Source organism: Paraburkholderia sp. BL6669N2 (genome assembly GCF_003387275.1).
In the GTDB taxonomy this organism is placed as follows: domain Bacteria; phylum Pseudomonadota; class Gammaproteobacteria; order Burkholderiales; family Burkholderiaceae; genus Paraburkholderia.
On the sequence record NZ_QUNA01000002.1, the window covers coordinates 413,346 to 434,485 of the forward strand.

Annotated in this window: 18 protein-coding genes; 10 read left to right on the top strand and 8 right to left on the bottom strand. The window is 61.7% G+C overall.

What is annotated here, in order from left to right:
• Window positions 1-5 precede the first annotated feature (5 nt).
• On the top strand, window positions 6-1,175 hold the full coding sequence (locus tag B0G80_RS24445; RefSeq protein ID WP_116120096.1) for an IS91 family transposase: 1,170 nt from the start codon (window positions 6-8) through the stop codon (window positions 1,173-1,175).
• Window positions 1,176-1,824: 649 nt separating this feature from the next.
• Here the strand turns inward: B0G80_RS24445 and B0G80_RS47125 are convergent.
• On the bottom strand, window positions 1,825-2,721 hold the full coding sequence (locus B0G80_RS47125) for a hypothetical protein (RefSeq protein WP_258879014.1): 897 nt from the start codon (window positions 2,719-2,721) through the stop codon (window positions 1,825-1,827).
• Window positions 2,722-3,261: 540 nt separating this feature from the next.
• Here B0G80_RS47125 and B0G80_RS24460 point away from each other — a divergent pair.
• On the top strand, window positions 3,262-3,540 hold the full coding sequence (locus B0G80_RS24460) for a hypothetical protein (protein ID WP_116120334.1): 279 nt from the start codon (window positions 3,262-3,264) through the stop codon (window positions 3,538-3,540).
• Window positions 3,541-3,690: 150 nt separating this feature from the next.
• Here B0G80_RS24460 and dmeF read toward each other — a convergent pair whose 3' ends face one another.
• Window positions 3,691-4,938: a CDF family Co(II)/Ni(II) efflux transporter DmeF gene (gene dmeF, locus B0G80_RS24465; RefSeq protein ID WP_116120336.1), complete on the bottom strand. Its 1,248-nt coding sequence runs from the start codon at window positions 4,936-4,938 to the stop codon at window positions 3,691-3,693.
• Window positions 4,939-4,944: 6 nt separating this feature from the next.
• On the bottom strand, window positions 4,945-5,220 hold the full coding sequence (locus tag B0G80_RS24470) for a metal/formaldehyde-sensitive transcriptional repressor (RefSeq protein WP_106314954.1): 276 nt from the start codon (window positions 5,218-5,220) through the stop codon (window positions 4,945-4,947).
• Between the two features lie 207 nt (window positions 5,221-5,427).
• Between B0G80_RS24470 and B0G80_RS24475 the strand changes: the two genes are divergently transcribed.
• From B0G80_RS24475 to B0G80_RS24485, 3 genes are all read left to right on the top strand, one after another.
• The gene (locus tag B0G80_RS24475; RefSeq protein WP_116120338.1) at window positions 5,428-7,818 is read left to right on the top strand and encodes a PIG-L family deacetylase; all 2,391 of its coding nucleotides are present in this window, start codon (window positions 5,428-5,430) and stop codon (window positions 7,816-7,818) included.
• A gap of 230 nt (window positions 7,819-8,048) precedes the next feature.
• The gene (locus tag B0G80_RS24480) at window positions 8,049-8,606 is read left to right on the top strand and encodes a DUF1007 family protein (protein WP_106314951.1); all 558 of its coding nucleotides are present in this window, start codon (window positions 8,049-8,051) and stop codon (window positions 8,604-8,606) included.
• A 236-nt stretch (window positions 8,607-8,842) separates the two neighbouring features.
• Entirely contained in the window at window positions 8,843-9,766 is a 924-nt protein-coding gene (locus B0G80_RS24485; RefSeq protein WP_220377488.1) for a nickel/cobalt transporter, read from the top strand.
• Window positions 9,767-9,828: 62 nt separating this feature from the next.
• On the opposite strand, the gene B0G80_RS24490 is transcribed toward B0G80_RS24485, so the two are convergent.
• The 3 genes from B0G80_RS24490 to zigA form a co-directional block, all read right to left on the bottom strand.
• The gene (locus B0G80_RS24490; protein WP_116120342.1) at window positions 9,829-10,839 is read right to left on the bottom strand and encodes a GTP-binding protein; all 1,011 of its coding nucleotides are present in this window, start codon (window positions 10,837-10,839) and stop codon (window positions 9,829-9,831) included.
• A gap of 220 nt (window positions 10,840-11,059) precedes the next feature.
• Entirely contained in the window at window positions 11,060-11,944 is an 885-nt protein-coding gene (locus tag B0G80_RS24495; protein WP_106314947.1) for a metal ABC transporter solute-binding protein, read from the bottom strand.
• A gap of 167 nt (window positions 11,945-12,111) precedes the next feature.
• Entirely contained in the window at window positions 12,112-13,350 is a 1,239-nt protein-coding gene (gene zigA, locus B0G80_RS24500; RefSeq protein ID WP_116120343.1) for a zinc metallochaperone GTPase ZigA, read from the bottom strand.
• Between the two features lie 85 nt (window positions 13,351-13,435).
• Here zigA and B0G80_RS24505 point away from each other — a divergent pair, with 85 nt between their 5' ends.
• The 5 genes from B0G80_RS24505 to B0G80_RS24525 all read left to right on the top strand — a co-directional run bounded on the left by B0G80_RS24505 (window position 13,436) and on the right by B0G80_RS24525 (window position 18,248).
• Window positions 13,436-13,894 carry a Fur family transcriptional regulator gene (locus B0G80_RS24505; protein ID WP_258879217.1) on the top strand — a complete coding sequence of 153 codons (459 nt, stop codon included), beginning with the start codon at window positions 13,436-13,438 and terminating at the stop codon, window positions 13,892-13,894.
• 195 nt (window positions 13,895-14,089) lie between these two features.
• Window positions 14,090-16,438, top strand: a complete 2,349-nt coding sequence (locus tag B0G80_RS24510) for a TonB-dependent receptor (protein ID WP_116120348.1) — start codon at window positions 14,090-14,092, stop codon at window positions 16,436-16,438.
• 22 nt (window positions 16,439-16,460) lie between these two features.
• On the top strand, window positions 16,461-17,105 hold the full coding sequence (locus B0G80_RS24515) for a MotA/TolQ/ExbB proton channel family protein (protein ID WP_116120350.1): 645 nt from the start codon (window positions 16,461-16,463) through the stop codon (window positions 17,103-17,105).
• Window positions 17,102-17,500: a biopolymer transporter ExbD gene (locus B0G80_RS24520; protein ID WP_116120352.1), complete on the top strand. Its 399-nt coding sequence runs from the start codon at window positions 17,102-17,104 to the stop codon at window positions 17,498-17,500. The genes B0G80_RS24515 and B0G80_RS24520 overlap by 4 nt, the downstream gene beginning before the upstream one ends.
• On the top strand, window positions 17,481-18,248 hold the full coding sequence (locus tag B0G80_RS24525; RefSeq protein WP_258879015.1) for an energy transducer TonB: 768 nt from the start codon (window positions 17,481-17,483) through the stop codon (window positions 18,246-18,248). Before B0G80_RS24520 ends, B0G80_RS24525 begins: the two co-directional genes overlap by 20 nt.
• A gap of 592 nt (window positions 18,249-18,840) precedes the next feature.
• Here B0G80_RS24525 and B0G80_RS24530 read toward each other — a convergent pair.
• Entirely contained in the window at window positions 18,841-19,122 is a 282-nt protein-coding gene (locus B0G80_RS24530; RefSeq protein ID WP_258879218.1) for a DUF1488 domain-containing protein, read from the bottom strand.
• A gap of 158 nt (window positions 19,123-19,280) precedes the next feature.
• A complete protein-coding gene (locus tag B0G80_RS24535; protein ID WP_408969418.1) occupies window positions 19,281-20,978 on the bottom strand; it encodes a phage integrase family protein in 1,698 nt (565 codons plus the stop codon).
• Window positions 20,979-21,140: the final 162 nt, after the last annotated feature.

The window sequence follows — 21,140 nt, forward strand, 5'->3', positions numbered from 1 at the left end:
CCTCCGTGCTGGAGGTCGCGGATATCTTCCGCGCCTGCGGGCCAGCGTGGCGCCGTACAGTAGCGCTGAGCCTGGGGCAGCTGAAGGTCATGTCGGCCATCGAACAGTGCCGCAGCGCGGCGCTGGGGGGACATGTGCTGCGCTGTTCCGGCTGCGCAAAGGTTGAGATCGCCTATAACTCGTGTCGTAATAGACATTGCACAAAGTGCCAGGCGAGCGCCGCACACCGGTGGCTCGAGGCACGTCAGGCCGACCTGCTGCCTGTGGAGTATTACCACGTCGTCTTCACGCTACCTGCCGCGATCAGTGCGATCGCCTGGTACAACAAGGCGGTGCTCTATGGGCTGCTGTTCGATATCGCCGCCGAGACGCTGCGTACCATCGCGGCAGACCCCAGGCACCTCGGCGCGCAGATCGGCACCACGCTCGTGCTGCACACGTGGGGCTCGGCGCTTACGCATCACCCGCACGTGCATGGCATCGTCCCCGGCGGCGGCCTGTCGCCCGACGGGCAGCGGTGGATCGCCTGCCAGCCCGGCTTCTTCCTGCCGGTGCGCGTCCTGTCACGCCTGTTCCGGCGCCGCTTCCTGGAGGCACTCGAAGCGGCGCACCGGCAGGGCCAACTGCAGTTCTTCGGCGAATATGCCAGCCTCACCGATCCGGCCGTCTTCACCGCATGGCTCGCGCCGCTGCGTGCCTGCGAATGGGTCGTCTATGCCAAGCGTCCCTTTGCGGGACCCGAAGCGGTACTCGCGTATCTCTCACGCTATACGCACCGGGTGGCGATTTCCAACCAGCGTCTGCTCGCCTTCGACGAGCGCGGCGTCACGTTCCGCTGGAAAGACTATCGCGCGAAGGGGCGCACCCGCTACAAGACCATGACCCTCGAGGCCGGCGAGTTCATGCGCCGCTTCATGCTGCATGTCCTGCCTGGCGGCTTCCATCGCATCCGTCACTACGGACTGCTTGCCAACCCGGTGCGCCGCGCCAGACTCGCGAAGGTGCGCGAACTGCTGCACGTTGCCACCGGCGTCGCCACGTCTCCGCGCGAAGCCGTCAGGGAAACACGGCCCGCCTTCATCTGCCGCCACTGCGGCGCGCCGATGATGGTCATCGATATCCTCGCGCGCACCGCACCGATCCGCGCGCCCCCCACGCGCCGGGGCCCGACATGAATACAACGGTTTCCGGACGTGCTACCCGACCGTCGGCTTCGCGGCAACGCGGCCCACGAGCGGACGTTTGCGCCTGTCGCTTCACGCAGTCGCTCCCACGTCCACTTCGCCCTTCCGACTGCGCCACTGCGCCGCTTCGTCAACGCGTCAGTCCCGATCCGCCACCCCGCCTGACTGCGCATCCCGCAACACTGCCTGGCATCCCAGCTCATCAATCGCCATAGCCTCAAAGCTTCCCACCGCATCGCGGCATCCCGCGGTTTCCTCCCTTCAGGTTTATTCAACGCCTGCCCACACGTCCCGTCGTGCACCTCCAGGCCTGTGGACACGGGCAGGCATCGAACAAACCTTAAGAGAAAGCGCGTTCGTCTTTGATAGCCGGATGGCCGGTTACAGGGTGCACGTGACACCTGACGTCCGATCGAAACGCATGTGAGCGGCGGGTTGTGGCCGGTCCTTGCCGGTCGATGGCCAGCGGCGCCCGACCCTCAACGGACCGTGGGGGCAGATGCGATCAAATCGGCAGTTTCGAGGGGCGCGTCTGCCGCAACCTCGAGCGGGCGAGCGCGCCGCTGCGCCAGCGCAAGCCGCGCGCCGGGCGGCCTGCGCAAACCACAGCGGCAAGCGTCGACTTGTCCAGTCCGTCCGCCTAACGGAATCCGTAGGCGAGCACCTTTTTGCCCTCGAAACTGATTTGCACCGCTTCGGAGCACGGGTTCCCACACGTGCCATCGACGGTGGGAGGCGCAGCAGCGAAGGGGACCGTCTCACTGGTCATTTCGCCGATCACCAGTGTCGCATCCGACGAGATAACGATATTCACGACGAGCACCACGCCAGCGGGACTCGCTTTCGTGCCGTAGTTGATCGTCATCGTTCCCGTGCAATCGCTATTTACCTTGTAGGTGCCGAACTGCACGGAATTGAAGGCGCCGCCCATTTTCGGCAAGCCGCCGACATTGCCCGCATCGTTGCGCGTGAAATTGCCGTTACCGTCGAAGACGACGACAGCGACGTCGTTGAGCAGCAGCCTCGACTTCGCGTAGTGAACCGCACCATCCGTGCCGATGATGCCGAGTATTTCGCCTTGGGCGCTAAATCCATACAGGCCTCTCAGCGTTTCATTGGAACAGGTGGGGCCGTTGGCATGCGCCGCACCGCTCAACGACAGAAGGGTGGCCGCAACGGCCGCCGCACAGGTCAAACGCTTGCTTTTCATGTTCATCTCCTTGTCATCGACCGTGGCCGCTTCGCTGGCGTGCGCGTGATGTCGGGGCGCATGCACGGGCACAGAGCGTCGGGCAGAGGCTGGCCAGCGGCGGCGCACCGCGCCGCTCACGTTGACCTGTTTCATGGTGGTCAGAAGCGCGAGCCAGTGCCATCGACAGAACATGAAGAAATCGTTAACCGTGCGTCGACGGTATGCGGAAAAAATGGCGCGCATCGGGCGGGCGGCGCACATCGCCCTGGTGGCCTGCGTCAGCCTGCCCGGCCCGCGCGGGAGGCGCGGGAGGCGCGGTGGAAACGAGGGAAAGCGCGTCGCCACGTGCCAGAGCTGCTCGCTTGACGACAGCACTCATCAGCGACCGTGATGTTTCCGCACGGCCCACGCAAACGATGCGCAAGTTTGTTCGAACATTTGGAATGGACGCGGAATCGGACTTTGGCGCTGATAATGCGAAAGGCTTATCTTGGCCCGACCCACGTCTGAAGCGGTCGGTGTTGATTTGCACGGAATCCTGACCCACGATTACTGCGTAGGGTGGGTCAGGATTCCGTGCAAATCAACATCTCGCGTTCATCGAATCTGCGTTTGCCGTCTGCGTAGACGCCTATTACTCGCAGCGGCAGGAAATCGTCCAGGTTGTCCTGCATGAGGGTGTGCCCACTGATTTGGTTGCGGACACACATGCTGCGCTTTCGGCTTACGAGAAACTACGTGTGCGAGAAATCGCGCTTACACTTGACGCACCGGACGGCGCTCTATGTACGGGTCGCCCTGGAACAGGTACTTTCACGACTGCCCGCAGGCCGGCGATCGCCCGTACCATCCGGCCACGCCGGACCAACTTCGGGGAGCGCCAGCATGGACGATGTAGAACAGTTCAGGGACGACCTCGAAAACAGCGCGGACTGCCCGATGGGCGGCAGCCGCGACGACTTCATTGAAACGCTGGGCGAAGCGGTGTATGCGCGCGTGGGCAGTGACCAGCAGGACCGCATCATTGCCGCCTACACAATGGAGCGTGCCAAGCGTTGTCTGTTCGACAGCGGCAATACATACCAAAGTCGAATGGCAAGCAACGCCCTGAGATGGCCGCGGGACGAAGATCGTCCCGCGCGCGGTGGTGGGGACGGGGGCTGAATGTGATCTGCCCGAGGAGGAGTTTCTCGAGTTCGGTCGCTTTCCGGCCAAAGGGTCGTTCGCTACCGCCCTGGTTCAGACATCCGGACGTCAATTCATCACCGCAAGCGGCCGCGTGGCTTCCTTTGACGGTCTTGGTCAACACCTGTGTCAGGCGGCCGTCTGTAACGGTTGGACCTCGACGGTGACATGAGACAAACCCATGAAGCGCCCAAGCAGCGCATGATAGAAGCGAGAGTCTCGCTGGGTTTCATCTGTTGCCACTGACACCACCGCGCTCATGTGACCGGGGCCCACCCGCCATACATGCAGGTCAACCACCTTGTCGCCGAGGTCCTCGATCGCGTGACGAACATTCTCTGCCATCCGCCGGTCGCAGTTCATGTCTAGCAGGATTGCACCGGTGTCCCGCATCAAGCCGTACGACCAGTTTGCAATCACCAGCGCACCGATGATGCCGGCGAGCGGGTCCATCCAGAGCCAGCCAAATGCGCGTGCCAATACGAGGCCGATGATGGCCAGCACGGAGACCGCCGCATCCGCCATCACATGGATGTACGCGGCCCCGATGTTATGGTCGCGAGTCGCTGCTTCATCCGCGTCGTCGTGGTGTTCATGTTCTTCGAATTCGACTCCGAACTCGCCGTCCGGCATCCGAACGATGGCTGTGAAGGAGTGTGGCTCCGGAATGTCTTCCTTCGATTCCAGATAGTCTCCGCGGTCCGCCAGCGCGAACACTTGTTGTGTCCCATCGGGCTGCACCGTGGTAACGGACACCGCAGTAGCGTCCAGTCGTGAAGTCTGCGTCGCTGGCGTAATGCGGAAAACGGGTGGCACGCCGTCCTCGAAGATGGAAACGGCAAACACGCCGGATGGGGCGAAAATCTTCTGGACTTCCTCCTCATGAGCGTGGTCATCATGACCATGATCGTGATCGCCGCCGTTCAATAGCCACACGCTCGCCAGGTTGACAAACAGGCCGACCGCCGCGATGGGAATTGCCTCACCAAAATGGATGGGTACCGGCGACAGGAAACGCGATGCCGCTTCGTAGCCAATCAGAAGCGCAATCATCGCGAGCACGATGGCACTCGTAAAGCCCGCAAGATCGCCGAGCTTACCTGTACCGAACACGAAGCGGGAGTCGGTGGCGTGTTTGCGCGCATAGCTGTACGCAAGGGCTGCAATGAGCATTGCGCCGGCATGCGTCGACATGTGCAGACCGTCGGCGACAAGCGCCAGCGAACCGAACATACTGCCGCCGACGATCTCAACAAGCATCATAGCGCTGCACAATGCGATCACGGCCCACGTCTTGCGCTCGTTCTTTTCGTGACCAACACCCAGAAAGATGTGGTCATGTCCTGCGCCGAATGCGGCGTCTTTGAAATCAACCATTTCTGACTATTTGAAATAGCTGTGAACAACTTCGATGAGTTGTTCCGTCGCGCTGGCACCATCCTCCTCGCCGTTTTCCGCGTCGATGAGGTGGTTCCTGATGTGGTCTTCCAGCACAACCGCGAGAAGACCGTTCATAGCCCCGCGACAACTCGTGATCCGTTGCAGCACGTCCGCGCAGCCGTGCTCTTCCTCGAGCGCCCGCTCAACGGCTTCGACCTGTCCCTTGATACGGCGGACCCTATTAAGCAGTTTCTGTTTTTCCTGAACCGTGTGACTCATAGTGTTCTCCATATACCCCTTGGGGTATACAATTTCGGGAAGTCTATCATAGGGGGTAGGGGTATCGATCAGTATCGCAGATTTTAGTGCCAGCGGGGTTGCCAGCTATTTATCGGTACGATGCGAATACGACGGGTATCGTGGCACGGCGGCCGGGTGGCCACTCAATCGGATCCATCAACGGATCAGGACAGCGGGAACCAATGCATGCGCTCCAATGACCGTTTTGACCGTCGGCGATTACTCCAGCTTGGCTTTCTCCTTCTTTCCATCGTTGCGTTCTTCATCTTCCCGGCGAACGCTCAGGCTGCAGCCCCCGATTGCAGCGCCGGAACCGCCGTTACTGTCGTCGCACACCTCGACGACGACCTGCTCTTTGTCGAACCAGCAATCAGTGAGCGGTTGCACGCGGGATGGTGCGTTACGGTCGTCCATCTGATCGGTGGGGCGAACGGCGCAAGCTTTGACTACGTGCAGAAACGCGAGGAGGGAACGCGGCTTGCCTATGCCCGTTTGGCGGGCGTCGTCAACGACTGGGACGAGTCGACCATCCGGATTGCCGGCGAGCCGGTATTCGAGCTCCGGCTGAAACAGCAGCCGCGCGTGCGGCTGCTTGAACTACGCCTGCCAGGCGGTGCTGTCCGGGGCGGCCGCGTCCCGCTCGGGCTGCTGTGGGACCAGGGCGCAACGCTTACCACCTATCCGATGGGACACGGCGAGATTGCGCCTGGTCGCTACACGCGCGACTCGCTTTCCGCGACGCTCAGATCGATCCTCGAAGGTGCCACGCGCATCTACACGCTTAATCCTGATACGGACCCCTTCATCGAACACCCGGATCACATATACGCCGCGCGCATTACCCGGCACGTCGCCCAATCCCTTGCTCACGCCGTCCCTATCTCGTATTTCGTCACCTATCCGACGGGAAACTGGCCGGTCAACCTGTCGGGAGAAGATGCGCAACGCAAACGTGATGTGGCCGCGACCTATTTCTCCGTCGACGGTGGGGATGTGGCGCAGGTGTTCGGCGAATACGAGTGGAATGGCGATTGGGTGCAGCGCCAGTACGCGCACGACGACTCGACGGCGCATGTCAGGCCGGATTTCGTCGGCACGCCGTCAGTACTCTTCAACGCCGCATCGAGCCGGTGTCTGGCCTCAGCAGGCAACGGGCGCGAGCCGGTTCTCGCACCATGTAATGGTTCGATGCAGCAGCAATGGACATGGGAACCCAGAACGACCTATCCGGGCAACGAGCACGACGCCGCCCTTGTTTCGGCGGCGACAGGACAATGTGTTGCCGAGCACGACGGCACGCTCGCCGAAGCGAGGTGCGAGCAATGGGAACCGTCACAACGGTGGACGCCATGGGACTTCGGTCTGATCTTCACGCCTTCGCGGCGCTGCCTCGGAGAAGAAGACGGGCGGCTGAACCTTCGTGGCTGCGCATCGCTGACGACGCGATACCGGTGGTCGGCGTTGCGACCAGCGTGGCCCACTGATCTGCGACTCACCGGCGCAATGTATGAGGACGTGACCGGGCAGGGCGCACCCTCCGCCGTGTATGTACAGCGGCGAGCCGACGGCCCGGGCTTCGACGTCTACGTGCAGAAATTGCAGGCCGGAGAGCGGCCTGTACGCTGGTATGCCAATGCTGTCCCGTTCGACAGCCGGGCGATCACTGCAACCTGTGGCGAAGACACCCTGTGCTTCGATAGCGCCCGGTTCGTGCTCGGAGATTTCGACGGCGACGGCCGCGCGGACCTGATGGTTATCACGCCGCGCCTGGGCGGCACTGCGTTCTGGTTGCTGCGAAGCACGGGCCGCGATTTCGAAGCGCCGGCACTGTGGTTTCAGAGTGACCAGCGGATACCCACTGGACGCACGCAGCAGTACATCGCGTTCTCGAACAATGCGCAAATGCGGCGGAGGATACTGCTCGCGATGCAAAAGTCCGACAAAGGCGCCGAATTGTGGGCGGTAGGCGACGACGGGACCGGCCACATTCAACAGGCAAGGGTGCTGGAAGATGATCGGTTCCGGTTCGATCTGCGTCTGCTCGCGGTGCGCGCCCAAGGGACGGATTCGGCATCCTTTCTCGCCGTCCAGCCCGCCAGCGAGGGGGCGCGCATCGCCGTCATCCCGTTCGGCTTTTCCAATGGACACTGGCATGCCGGCAACACGTCGCTTTTGCCGCCGGTATTCCAGCCTGCCACAACGAAGTTCTCTACTGACCACCATCCGGGGGACGCGAACAACGCAATTGTCATGACGGTGCCCCGCTTTTCTGAACCGGGCGGTGTCGACGTATGGGAATCGTCCGACATCGAAGCAGCGCCAGTTCTGCTTGTTTCCCTGCCCGACGAGCCGTGGCAGGACTCGAGTCCCGCCCTGCTTCACAGCGGCAGTCATACGACGCTGGCCTTCTACCGGCGCACAGACGCGATACTCGACAATACGCATTTTTCCGGTGGCCAGGCGACGCTTTTGCAATACGACATCGATCGACGTGAGGGCAATGACCGTCCGGAAGCACAGTTGCAGCTACCCGCCATCTACTCGGAAACGCTGTGGCTCGAGCGGCTCAGTCAATGACGCGTCACAGACAACCCTCGTGCGCGCCATCGATACAGACATGTTGTCAATTGGCACCGCGTGTTCATTCGCGGTTCTGGCGAGGCGATAATGCGGCTGCTCCCGTGCACCGCTTCGCTCCGGGTGGCATCGGCACACGAAAGGCTCTTCAAAGTCTGCAACGCTCCCTGGCGCGACACATGACCCGACCCTTACGATTTCCTGTATCGACGATCAGGCACTGGCTGGCGATGCTTGCCATTCTGAGCGCATCGGCTGCCGTGGCGCACCCCCACGTCTGGATCATGTATAACGCAAAGATCCGCATGCGGGGCGTGACGATTACCGCGATAACGGAGACGTGGCGTTTTACGGAGGGCTTTCCGGTCATGCTGGTCGGGATCGATCATCTGCCGTCAAGCGGCCCGCTGGGGCCGGCGCAAACGGCGATTTTCAAAAAGCAGGCGTTCTCGTCCCTGGGACCAGCCGACTACTTCAGCCATCTGCTCGTTGACGGCGAACCGCAGCATTTCGCGGAGCCTTCGGATTTCAGGGTATCGGTGGAAAACGGACGGATCGAATACACCTTTACACTGCCACTTGTAAAACCGGTTACGGTCGCAGGAAAGCGGGTGCAATTCGGAGTCTGGGACGAATCGTTTTACGTCGACTACGACCCGGGGTCGGATCCTGCCGTTTCGCTCGACAGCGGCGCTGCCTTGACGTGCAGGACCCGGAACTTCGCCGACCAGCATCACCCTGTCTTTTATGGAACTGTCGTTCCCCAGGCCACGGCACTCACATGTTGAAGGCTATCTGTCGGATTTATGCGGCCACTTGCGTCGCGCTGCCAATCCGGGGCGCAATCGCCTCCGTGATTTTCCTCTGCGTCGCTGTGCCGGTTGCGTCCCAGGCCCAAGGCATCGATGTCTTCGGCCAGCCGATTGCAGCGTCAACGGCCGCTGCTGCGTCACCCGTATCACCACAGGGATCCGTAGCGCAAGACACCGATGTCAACCCGGAACGGGACTGGATTCCGGGTCCTGTGCGGCATGCAGTCCTCGCCGCCGTCCGTCTTCAGGGACGCTGGAACGCCCGTATCCAGGATATGACGGTGCGCCTCGGCACAGAGCGTGATCCGGCTTTGTGGATGGTACTGCTCGGACTGTCTTTCGCGTACGGCGTGCTACATGCACTCGGGCCAGGTCATGGCAAGCTTGTGGTCGGCACCTTCCTGGGATCGCGCGGCGCACGTCTTCGCGAGGCAATACTCCTGAGCGGCTGGACCGCCGCTGTGCAGGCTGCCAGCGCGATCGTCGTGGTCATGGGAAGCATTCTGGTAACGCGGGAAGGCGCTCAGGGCATACTCGCGCGCGCTGTTTCGCTTGAACTGGTCAGCTACGTGATGCTTTGCGTCGCCGGAAGCTGGACCGTCTGGTCGATCGCCACGCGGCGCGACTGCTGCTCCGGCGGCCGCAAGGTCGTGCTGGTTCCGCGACGCTCGAGCACCATGAATGACCAGGGCGATCACGACCGCGGTTATCTCGGCCACCGGCTGCCGGTGCACTTGCGCCCCGCACTTCGTCTGCCCGTGCAGGCGAAGGCAACTCGCATCCCGAAGACGAACGGGATGCTATCGCAGATCTGCCTGACCGGGCTGGGCGCGGGCATGCGGCCGTGTGCGGGAGCGATCTTTGTGCTGGTCGTCTCGGTGGGCGCGCACGTGCCGGAGGCAGGCATCTCAGCCACAATGGCCATGGCGCTGGGCGTCACGGTGACCGTCACGCTTGTCGGTCTTGGCGCATCCGGGCTGAACCGGGGCGTTGGGCGCCTAGCACTACGTTATGGCCCGCGCGTCGCGCACATGCAGCGAAGGGCGGCTCTGCTCGGCAGCATCGCTATCGTCGCGTTTGCCGCACTTCAGATCGCTTTGCAGATCGGCGGTGTACTGACGCCGTCCCTGTCGTAGGAGCGGCGGCATCACCAAACATCGCTGGTCACAAGTGCGAATTGATTCCTGCCGCCTTCCGGCTATCTGTTTTTCTGTTCGGTGTTAATGCACGCGTCGAGTCCCTGCCTGAGAAGGTCCTGGGGCAACTGCCGGCCGATAAAGACAATCTTTGTCTCCCGGGTTTCGTCGGATCGCCACGGCTTGCCGACGTCGGCGCCAAAGATCATATGGACGCCCTGAAAGATCATCCGGCACTCCACTCCAGCGAGATTCAACACGCCCTTGTAGCGCAGCATGGCGGCGCCATAGATCTGCACGATCGAGCCAAAGAACTCCTCGAGCCGGTCCGCATCGAGCGGGACTGTCGAGCGGTAAACAAAGGACGACACGTCATCATCATGTTCGTGGGACACGTCTTCAAGGAAATCCGGCTCAATCTCGAGGATTGCATCGAGATCGAAACTGCGGATATCAAGCAGCCTGCTGATATCAGTCCTTCCGAAATCTGAATGCTTGATGGGTGCACGCGCGTTCATCTGGCGAAGACGTGCGGTAATGGCCTCTGCATCGTCGGGCGTGACGAGATCGGCCTTCGACAAAAGGATACGGTCAGCGAAACCAACCTGTTCCTGCGCTTCGTGATGTTCGTCGAGCTGTGCATTACCATGCCTGGCGTCGACGACCGTAACGATCGCGTCGAGCAGGTAGTTCTCCTGCACTGTCTCGTCGACGAAGAATGTCTGGGCAACGGGAGCAGGGTCGGCGAGTCCGGTCGTCTCGATGATCACACGGTCGAAATCAAGCTCGCCTGTGCGACGACGTTCGGCAAGCGATCCCAGGATCCGCACAAGGTCGCCCCGCACCGTGCAGCAGATGCAGCCATTGTTCATCTCAACGATCTGCTCGTGGCCGTCCTGCACGAGCAGTTCATTGTCGATACCCGCTTCACCGAATTCGTTTTCGATCACAGCGACGCGTCCGCCATGATGCTCCGTCAGAACGCGGTTCAGCAGCGTGGTCTTGCCGCTGCCGAGGAACCCGGTAAGGATTGTCGTCGGGATACGGCCATCATTTGAAGCAAGCCTGGTCATGATTGATTCCCTGTCAAATAAGGTTGCTCGGTCCTGCGGGGTATAACGATCAGACCGCCTTCGCGCGTCGTGACGTCCAGCGCGGAGAAGTGCGCGCCCTCGACTGCCGGGCAGCAAACGTGATGACGCTGCACGCCATGCCAGCCGCCACCGTCGTCGACGATGGACGGGAAAGAGCGCGGCCGGGCATCAGGTGAGCGGACCTGTAGCCTTCAACAGGCTAGCGCTTCAGCGCGGCCGATAATGCGTCGAGTTGCGAACCCATCCAGTGCTGGAAATCTTTCCCAGGGGGTAAAGTCTCGGTCACGCTGATGGCTGGTACGTGCGAGTTGCTCGCGAGCTTCAGCATGTGCCGGGTCATTGCACTGCTCGCCTGGCTGTTGTAGATCAGGACGTATACACGGCGAGCGGTCAAATCCGTCTCAAATGACGCAATATCCGCCGCACTCGGCTCTGTATCGTTCATCGTTGCAAGCTGGAAGCGCTCGTTGCGCATGTCCAGACCGATTGCACTGGCCATGTAACCGAAAACCGGCTCCGTCGCTGTCACCGGCACGTGCTCATAGTGCGCTTTAAGGGCAGCGACCTTGTCGTCGACCGGTTTGAGCGAGCTGAGAAAGCGGTCCAGGCGAGCATCGTAGTCACCTTTATGCGCCGGATCGGTGGCTGCCAGATATGCATTCACCGCCTTCGCGACGGCGGGCATCGTCTTCGGGTCGTACCAGAGATGCGGGTTATCACCGGACTTTCGTCCCGTGAGTTGTGCCGCGACAATTGTCGCGCGGTCCGACCTTTTCGAGGCCGCCAGCAGCTTTTCCATCCACGGGTCGTAGTCGGCGCCGTTGTACACAACGAGCGCCGCATTCTGCAGCGCCCGCGCCGTCTTCGGACTGGCTTCAAACAGATGCGGATCCTGGTCTGGATTGCTCAGGATGCTGGTGACCTGCACGTGGTCGCCGCCGAGCTGCCTCACCACGTCACCGTAAAAATTCTCTGCCGCCACGACCGGGACAGGTACCGACGGTGCCGCTGCCATCGTTTGGCCGCAGACGCCGAGTGCAAGTGCAAGCGCGACTGGGTACAGCACCTTAACAAGCCTGTTCATGAATTTCCTTACTCATAGATGTAAACGGATGCCGACTTTTTGGCAGAATCACTTTTCGGCGGCCGACTCGGATCGTTGCCGTCACGTCAGCCGCGCAGTGCGCGCAGCAGGAAAAGATTCTCGACCGATGCAGCAATCACGTTAAGGCTGCGTTAGACGAACCGAGCCTATGCCTCGATTGCATCGCTGTCCGTGCGGTCACTTTCCGTCGCGCCTTGCGTCGGCCAGACAGGAAACGGATCGTCATATTTTTCCCACTCATGCGAACCCGCGCTCATCTCGGCATCCGTCAGAAGACACGCATCGAACGCTGCACGCAGCGCAGCTTCGTCGATGCCGGTGCCGATGACGACCAGTTCCTGCTGGCGGTCGCCAAATGGCGCCGACCAGCGCTCCGAGATCATCGCGCGGCTTTCAGCATCCTCAGGCCAACGGCTTTGACGTACCGCGGCCCACCATCTGCCGGCCAGACCGTGTCGGGAAATCGCTCCGGCCTGAGACCAGGTCCCGACGAGGTCGTTGCGCGATGCGAGCCAGAAATAACCTTTCGAACGTACTACACCCGGCCACTCCATCTTTATCCAGTTCCAGAACCGCGCCGGATGAAAAGGCCTGCGCGCCCGATATGCAAAGCTCGTGATACCGTATTCATCACTTTCGGGGATTCGTTCGCCGCGCATCTCCCTGAGCCATCCGGGTGCCTGCGACGCAGCGTCGAAGTCAAAGCAGCCGGTCCCCATCACGGTTTCAAGCGGTACCTGACCAAACGACGAGATGACGATTTCGGCGCGAGTATTGAGGCCGCGCAGTACGCCCTTCAGTTGCGTCAGCTTCTCCGGCTGGACGAGATCCGCCTTGTTGAGAAGGATCACGTCGGCAAATTCGATCTGCTCGGTAATGAGATCCACGACGGTGCGCCCGTCCTCATCACCCATCGTTTCGCCCCGGTCACGCAGGTGGTCGTGTGAGCTGTAGTCGCGCACAAAGTTGTACGCGTCGACGACGGTGACCATGGTGTCCAGTTGCGCCACGTCGGAGAGGCTAAGGCCGCTCTCATCACGGAACGTGAACGTCTCGGCAACCGGTAGCGGTTCCGATATACCCGTCGACTCAATCAACAGATAGTCGAACCGTCCTTCCGCTGCCAGCCTCCTTATCTCGACCAGCAGGTCTTCCCGCAGGGTGCAGCAGATGCAGCCGTTGCTCATTTCGACCAGCCGCTCCTCGGAGCGCGAGAGCTGCGCGCCACCTTCGCGTATCAGGCGAGCATCGATGTTCACCTCGGACATGTCGTTGACGATGACGGCAACGCGTCTGCCCTCCCGGTTATTGAGCACGTGATTGAGCAGGGTTGTCTTGCCGGCGCCGAGAAATCCCGAAAGGACCGTGACAGGAAGTTTGTTCATAACGGATCGCGCTAGTGGTTTTATAGTTATGTTATAACATTCCACATGTGTGATGTTGATTTTTTTACTTCCAGATATACCGCTAATGCGACATTCGCGACCATCGACAGCCGGCAGGCCCACTCCCGCGAAGCCCTCGCGGTTCACGCCTCTGCGACAGTTGGTGCTGGGGCTTCTGAATGCGCGCGGAGGATCTGCAACAGCCTATGAGCTACTCGAAGATTTACACCGGCAGCGTCCGCATGCCGCGCCACCTACCGTTTATCGCGCATTGCAGTTTCTGATCAGGGAAGGCCTGGTCAGTCATGTCTCGACGACAAGCACCTTCCGGCTGACTGAACAGAACGGCGGCCGCCACGAGATCCTCGCCGTCTGCACCCGCTGCCATTCCGTGCGCGCACTGCATGACGCAACGCTCGAGCAGGTCCTGCTCGGTGCCGCACAGACTGCTCACTTCCGCGTGGACGGACAGCAAACCGAGATCAAGGGCGTCTGCGAGGACTGCGCGGCGCTCGCGACGGATCGTATCGTCGGCAAAAAGTAACGGTATGTTTCAATCTGTTGCGTAATAATATAACATTGCATTCGATGTGCAAATTTATCGCCGCGACACGCATGAGTTGCCATCACGGCAGTACGGCTCGCTCGCCTTTGCCCACGCCTGGAGTTCGTCGCCCGAGCAGCAACTACCTGCTGCGGTGAGGTTTCTGATTCGTATACCTAACAAATACCTGACAAGATGAGACATCGTCACCGCCTCGCCCACGCCGCGCTATTGTCATTCGCGCTTGCCGCCCGCGCTCACGCCGTCCCGGCCGACGCTTCGGTCGGCGGCACCATCGCCGACAGCGAAGGCCAACCCGTCGGTAACGCCACGGTCACTCTTCAGGATTCAGCGGGCGCGTCTGTCGGGGAGGGACACACTAACGCGATCGGGCATTTCACAGTCGGGAACGTCGCGCCTGGAACTTATGCTGTTGTTGTTTCCGCCCCCGGATTTGCCAGCGGAAGCAGCGTTGCCACCACCAGTCCGGGGCAGGAAAGCTCTGTGTCGATTGCACTTTCAAAAAGCGATACGCTCGATGTGCAGGTTAATGCGCAGCGGCTGAACCGGGCTCGCAACGACCTGCTGCCTGAAACGGGCAGCAGCGTCTACCGCTTCAGCCAGAGCGACATCAACAACCTCCCGGCAGGGCAGGACACGCCGCTTAACCAGGTCCTTTTGCAGGCGCCCGGGGTTGCCAGCGACTCCTACGGCCAATTGCACGTGCGCGGCGATCACGCAAACCTGCAGTACCGGATTAACGGTGTCATCATTCCCGAGCCGATCAGCGGGTTTGGGCAGTCACTCGACAGCCGCATCATCGACCAGCTGAATTTTCTGACGGGCGCGCTTCCTGCCCAGTATGGCTATCGCACAGCGGGCATCGTCGATATCAGGACCAAATCGGGCGATACCGGTAATGGCGGTTCCATTGATGTGTTTGGCGGCAGCCATCAGACCATCAAGACGAGCGGTGACGTATTCGGCAGTCAGGGGCCTTTCAGCTACTATTTCAGCGGCTCGCTCGGCGAGAACAATCTGGGTATCGAAAACCCGACGTCGAGCGCCAGTGCGATACACGATCACACGCGTCAGGGCGACGCTTTCGGTTACATGTCGTACATCATCAATCCGCTCACGCGCGTGAGTGTGATGTTCGGTACGACCAGCAATCAGTTTGAAATTCCCAATACGCCAGGCCTGCCCACTGCATTTACGCTGAACGGCAACACGAGCTTCGATTCGAGCCAGCTCAATGAAACCCAGTCAGAACTCAACCAGTTTGCCGTAGTAGCGCTGCAGGGAACCAACGGGGCGGCACTGGACTATCAACTTGCCGTTTTCACCCGCTATTCACGCACCCAGTTCAACCCCGACCCGGTCGGCGACCTGCTGTTTAACGGTGTCGCGGCAAGCGATTTTCACAGCGATCGGGCGAATGGGGTTCAACTGGACACAACCTACCGGCTAAACGAAAAGCACACGATCCGCGCGGGCATCTTTTTCCAGCAGGAACACGCAATCTTTGACAACAGTCTCGCTGTCTTTCCGGTTGACGCCGAGGGCAACCAGTCGTCCGATCAGCCGGTTACCATTCCTGACTCCAGCAGCAAAACCGGCTACCTGTATAGCGCCTATGTGCAGGATGAGTGGAAGCTCACCGACAGGCTCACCATTAACTATGGCTTGCGCTACGACAAGATGGACCAGTACGTCAGCGCGAGCCAGGTGAGCCCGCGCGTCGGGTTGGTGTACGCGCTAACGCCGTCCACCACCGTTCACGCGGGTTACGCGCGCTACTTCACGCCGCCCGCGTTCGAACTCGTAGCCGACTCCGACATCGCGCGGTTTGCGGGGACCACAGCCCAGGTGTCCGGACAGAACGATCCGGTTCAACCCGAGCGCAGCCACTACTTCGACCTGGGCGTCATCCAGCGGCTGACGCCGTCGCTGACCGTCGGGCTTGACGCCTACTACAAGAAGTCGACCAATCTGCTCGACGAAGGCCAGTTTGGCACCGCGCTAATCTTTACCCCCTTCAACTATCAGTACGGCCGGACCTATGGTGTCGAGTTCACGGCCAATTACAAGCAGGATAACGTTTCCGCCTATCTGAATCTCGCGTTCAGCCGCGCACAGGGCAAGAATATCAATTCCGCGCAGTTCAATTTCGGCGCCGACGAACTCGCGTTCATCAGTGACCACTACGTATTTCTCGATCACGATCAACGCGTGACCGCGTCATTTGGCGGCACGTACGAACTCGGCCGTACCACATTCACGTTTGACGGACTGGTTGGAAGTGGCCTGCGCAGCGGCTTTGCCAATACCGATCGTCTGCCGGTTTACGCACAGGTCAACCTTGGCGTGATCCAGCACTTCAACGTCAACAATCCCCTGATTGGCAAATTCGACGCGCGACTGCTTCTCGTGAATGCGTTCAACCGCGTGTACGAGCTGCGCGACGGCTCTGGCATTGGAGTGGGCGCTCCGCAATACGGACCTCACATCGCGCTGTACGCGGGTATTTCCAAAAAGTTTTGACGCCTGACCAAAGGATGCCGGAATGAAAGACTGGATGAATCTTATGGACGCCGTGCAGCTTGGCGGGTGGGTCATCTACCCGCTCAGCCTGCTTGCGATCGTGGCGATCGCGATTGTGGTTGACCGATCATATGTCTTTACGCGTTTCGCCCGCCGGCCCGGCGCAAGTCTGTGCGCCCCGGTTACCGCCGACGCGTCGCCCGGCGCAATCGTTGAGGCATTTGATTCGCTGCCGGCGGAGCATGTTTTCCGACGCCTGAGCGAGCCGCTTGCGCGCCAGCCGTCTGTGCCTGTCTGGTATCGCGAGGCGAAGACCGAAGTGATCGCCTCAGCGATCGAGCGGGATATGAGCAGGGGCTTCTGGGTACTCGAAACGATCGTGACCGCTGCGCCACTGCTAGGGTTGCTGGGTACGATCGTGGGCATGATGCATTCGTTCCAGCTCTTCGGCGCAAGCGGTCTGGTCAATCCGGGCGGCGTCACCGGCGGCGTCGCCCAGTCACTGGTGGCGACAGCGGTTGGCCTGGTCGTCGCATTGTTCTCGCTGTTCGCCTTCAACTACTTTTCCCGGCGCCTCGAGCGGCTGATGGACGAACTCGAAGCGTTCGCAAATGAACGCCTTAGCGGGATCCGCCTCGCTTCCGAAACGGGCGGTAATACGCCGTGAAGTTTCGTCGCTCCCGTGCCGCGAAGCGCGGCCGCATCGAAATCATTCCGATGATCGATGTGATGTTTTTCCTGCTCGCTACGTTTATGCTGACATCGCTCGCCATGCAACGGCTGGACGCCGTGAAGGTCAACCTGCCATCGGGTCATGCGCAACAGATGGCGGTGGAGGGTCCACCCACTTTGACGGTCGACCGCGGCAACGGGATTTTTGTCAACCGCGAACCGGTTCGGCTCGATCAGGTGGAGCCTGCCATAAGGCGCGCACTGCGCCCAGACCATGACGTCATTGTCGCCGCCGATGATGCAGCGGGGCACGGCGTTGTCGTGCGGGCAATGCTGGCGGCCCGACGCGCCGGCGCGGAACATTTTCTCGTTGCAGTTCATCGTGAGTAGACTTTCGCGACTCCGCATCGAGGCGTGTGACAACCGGAAAGTCAGGCTCACGATTGCCGCGGCGCTGGGTGCATTTGCATGGGGAATTTTTCTTGTAGTGCTCGGACGCAGCCTGGATCCGGGACCGGCACGCGAGCGGGTGCTGCAGCAGCCGTTGGAGGTGAGCGTCGTTGACGTACCAGAACCCGGTCCAACGCCGCCCATGGTCAGAACACGCTCATTACAGGCGAGCACTGAGCCGCACACCGTCGCCCCGCCAAAACAACCGTTACTCAAACCAGCACATACCCCCACGCTGCCAGTTCGCACGCCGATGCCTGCTGCGAAGGCACCGCTGACGACGCACGCCCCGGAATCCGCGCCGGTTGCGAAGCCCGAGACCGGTTCGCCGACACAGACGGCGACCGCGGCGCTATCATCGCCGTTGCCTGCCATCGGTGCGCCAGGCACTCAGGAGACATCTGCGGGTTCGCCTACCGGCAACTCGCCCGCGCGGGCAATCGCGCAGCCGCTGCCCCCGGTGCCCGACGAATTGCGGGAGCAGGCCTACCAGACGGTCGCCACAGCCCGCCTCGTCATCCATACGGACGGATCCGTCGCGGTCGAACTTATCAAGCCTACGCAGTACCCGCGTCTCAATCAGATTGTTCTCGAGACCTTGCGAAGCTGGCGTTTTTTTCCCGCAATGCAAGACGGACACCCGGTTGAAACCCGGCAAGACATTCGCGTGCACTTTAACGTGAGTTGATGCACAGCGGCTCTCCGGCAGTAGCGCGAGGCGACCGGCTTCGAGGCCGACCAGGGGTCGGTGTGCGTGCGCAGCAGGCGACTCTGCTATGCGAACGGCCGAACGAGCACGGTGAACGGCCATAGCGAAGTGAATGGACGAACGTCGGCTCCGGCCGACATGCCGTTCTCCCGGATTACCGCCGGGTGCCCGACCGCTCAGCTAGCCGTCCCCTGAAATGCCGCTTCGTCGCCGGCGGAGAGTGGGTTGGCGGGGCGATGTGCCCATTCCGAGACGGGCTCTTCGAGCACGTAATGGTTCGGGCTTTCCCCGTGTCATCGACGGACGCCACCCTGCTGAGCAGGCAGGAGCAGCGCTGGCGCTCTCGCGCATAGCTACAGGACGCAGCGGCTGCCGATTCTCCTTTCCAGCTAAGAAGTGCTAAAGATAGCGCCGCGTTCCCGAGAATCAAAACCGATTCGTTGGTGTACGCAACTAACGGTCAGGCCCTCGCAGCGGCCGGCTTGGCTCCGCCACCACAGCGTTGCCCAAAAAAGGGCCGCCGGCCAGATCATTCATGCTTCGAGAAGCGTGCCCGATTCACCCGCGCTGTTCAGGGGCGCTCGAAGTCATCGGGTGTCAGTTCCAGGCGTACGCACGGATACGTAGGTAGCTTCCGTTCGGCGATCGCGCGGATGCGGCTGTATCCGTTGCGGAAGGTCCCGAGGATCTGGAGGTCGTCGGCCCGGTCTTCGAGCCAGAAGTGGGCCTCCGGCGCTGCGGTCGTGATGACGCATTCGACGAGGGCGTGCCCTCTGGCGAGGCGGAATGACACGCGTTGCCGGTTTGCCAGAATCTGCGGCTCGAGTTCAGGTTTTTTCCATGACGGTTTCAGGGCGTGTCGTTCGCGCGGGTAAAGCGGATGTGTATCGGTCTGGTGACGTTGGCGATCGTCGCCGGCATCAAGGTACAGGCTGCGGGGCATCGTGACGCGCGTAGGCGGGCATAACGGGCGGCTCCTGACAGGCGCGTCCGTGACGCGAGCGGGCACTTTCACCTCCGGTTTGTAAAAGCCTCGCCGATCTGCCGCGCGCGCTTCACTTCGTCGCTGTGCAGGTAAATCGACGTCGTGGAGACGGACGCGTGCCGCAGGTTGTCGCGCACCGTGGTGAGTTCGGCGCCGTGTCCCAGCGCGTGGGTGGCGTGGGTGTGGCGCAACCAGTGAGGGCTCGCGCGGCGCAGCTTCTCCGCGAGCGGTGGGTGATCGGTTTCGATGGCACTGGCGGCAAGGACGAGAAAGCGCTCAAGCACGCTCCACAGGCGCACGCTGCTGATGGCCGCGCTACTGTCCGCGTCCAGGCTGCCGATGACCGGTGTGTCCGGCCGCCAGCGCGCCATAGTAGTCGGCAACTGGCGCCCGGCCAGATAGCGGGTTAGTGCGTCCCACGCGAGCGGCGGCAGCGCCACCCGGGCGACCTTGCCGCCTTTGCCGGTGACGCGCAGCCAGTGCTCGCCGCGTGCGTCGGTCTCGACGTGGCCGAGCGTCGCGCCGACCAGCTCACTCGCGCGCAAACCCGTCGCAAAGCCGAAATCGAGCAGGAACCGCAAGCGCTGCGCGGCCGGAACCGTCCAGCCGTGAGACCATTCCAGCCCCTCGGCCATCGTACGCACCAGCGCCCATTCCCCGTCGGTAAAGGCGCGCGACGCATCGAGCGTCGATGCCGTCCTGCCGCCGCGCACCTTGATGCCGGCAAACGGATTGGCCATCACGTAGCGCTGTTCGACCAGCCAGCGGAACAGGGCGCCGAGAATCGACAGAGCGTGCGCGACCGAGCGCGCCGACAGGGTGCCGTTAAACGGCCGCCAGTCCGGTGACGTGCGCGGGCGCACCGGGCCGATCCAGCGTCCCCGCGGCGCCGGATGGCGCAGGAACGTCCGGTACGCGATCGCGTCTTCGGTCGTGAGCGACGACAGCGCGCGGCCTCGTTCGACGATGGCCCAGAGGATCAGCCGCTCGGCTTCCTTGCGGTAGGTCCGCTGCGTGGCGGGCGACTCGTGCAGGGACAGCCACGTCTGCACGGCCTCGTAGTCGTTGGACGCGTCGAGCGTGCAGGTGGCGGGCGGTGCGCGGAACGTGCCGGCGGAGCCGTCGACCTCGTGCGGCAATTTGAGGGTTTCCCACGGCACGATGTCGCCGCGCTGGCTCGCGACCACCAGCCCACGCGCCCTGTCCGTGAGCGCGGGCCAGGCGGCGAAGAACGCCTCGATCGAACGGGCGCTCGCGGTGCCGAGCCCCGGCACGGCCTTCCACCACTGGCGCCGGCGCGGAATGCGCACGGTGAGATCGGCGAGCGTCGTGATGCCGTACGCGTGCAGTACGCGCACCGCGCGCGGGGAAAACCACTGCGCGACGTCGTCGGCGATCTGCGGTTCCGGCGGGCGCGCGGTGCGCAGCGCATCGATCGCCTGCGCCACGCCCTTCGCGTGCTGCTCACGTCCCGCTACCGGATGAGTGAGGAGTGCGACGAGATCGTCGCGATGGGCCGCGCGGGCAATGTCCAGCAGTTTGCTGCGGATGCGCCCGAGCACGCCGCGCGCCGATTTCCCGTCACCGAGGGCGGAGGGCAGATAACGCGCCACGGCCTGCCGCACGGACACCCCGGCGTACCACGCGCGGAGCACGGCAAGCTCGTCGGCACCGGGAAAACCGGATCCGGAAGATTCAGCGTCAGCAGCGGTCGCGGAGCGCAGGGTGAGGCGCGTTTTCATAGTCCTGAGTTTATCGTAAAAACAGATGCCTTTAGATAAGAAAACTTATCTTTATAGCTTTGTTTCGCGATACGTTTCTTGCAAATGCATCCGTCGCTCACACAAGTAAATCTGTTAATAGGGTTCAACTATTTTTGTTAGCGC

Coding starts and splice junctions, on each gene's coding strand:
- B0G80_RS24460 (WP_116120334.1), top strand. CDS start 3,262: ATGGACGATGTAGAACAGTTCAGGGACGACCTCGAAAACAGCGCGGAC.
- dmeF (WP_116120336.1), bottom strand. CDS start 4,938: ATGGTTGATTTCAAAGACGCCGCATTCGGCGCAGGACATGACCACATC.
- B0G80_RS24470 (WP_106314954.1), bottom strand. CDS start 5,220: ATGAGTCACACGGTTCAGGAAAAACAGAAACTGCTTAATAGGGTCCGC.
- B0G80_RS24475 (WP_116120338.1), top strand. CDS start 5,428: ATGCGCTCCAATGACCGTTTTGACCGTCGGCGATTACTCCAGCTTGGC.
- B0G80_RS24480 (WP_106314951.1), top strand. CDS start 8,049: ATGCTTGCCATTCTGAGCGCATCGGCTGCCGTGGCGCACCCCCACGTC.
- B0G80_RS24490 (WP_116120342.1), bottom strand. CDS start 10,839: ATGACCAGGCTTGCTTCAAATGATGGCCGTATCCCGACGACAATCCTT.
- B0G80_RS24495 (WP_106314947.1), bottom strand. CDS start 11,944: ATGAACAGGCTTGTTAAGGTGCTGTACCCAGTCGCGCTTGCACTTGCA.
- zigA (WP_116120343.1), bottom strand. CDS start 13,350: ATGAACAAACTTCCTGTCACGGTCCTTTCGGGATTTCTCGGCGCCGGC.
- B0G80_RS24505 (WP_258879217.1), top strand. CDS start 13,436: ATGCGACATTCGCGACCATCGACAGCCGGCAGGCCCACTCCCGCGAAG.
- B0G80_RS24510 (WP_116120348.1), top strand. CDS start 14,090: ATGAGACATCGTCACCGCCTCGCCCACGCCGCGCTATTGTCATTCGCG.
- B0G80_RS24515 (WP_116120350.1), top strand. CDS start 16,461: ATGAAAGACTGGATGAATCTTATGGACGCCGTGCAGCTTGGCGGGTGG.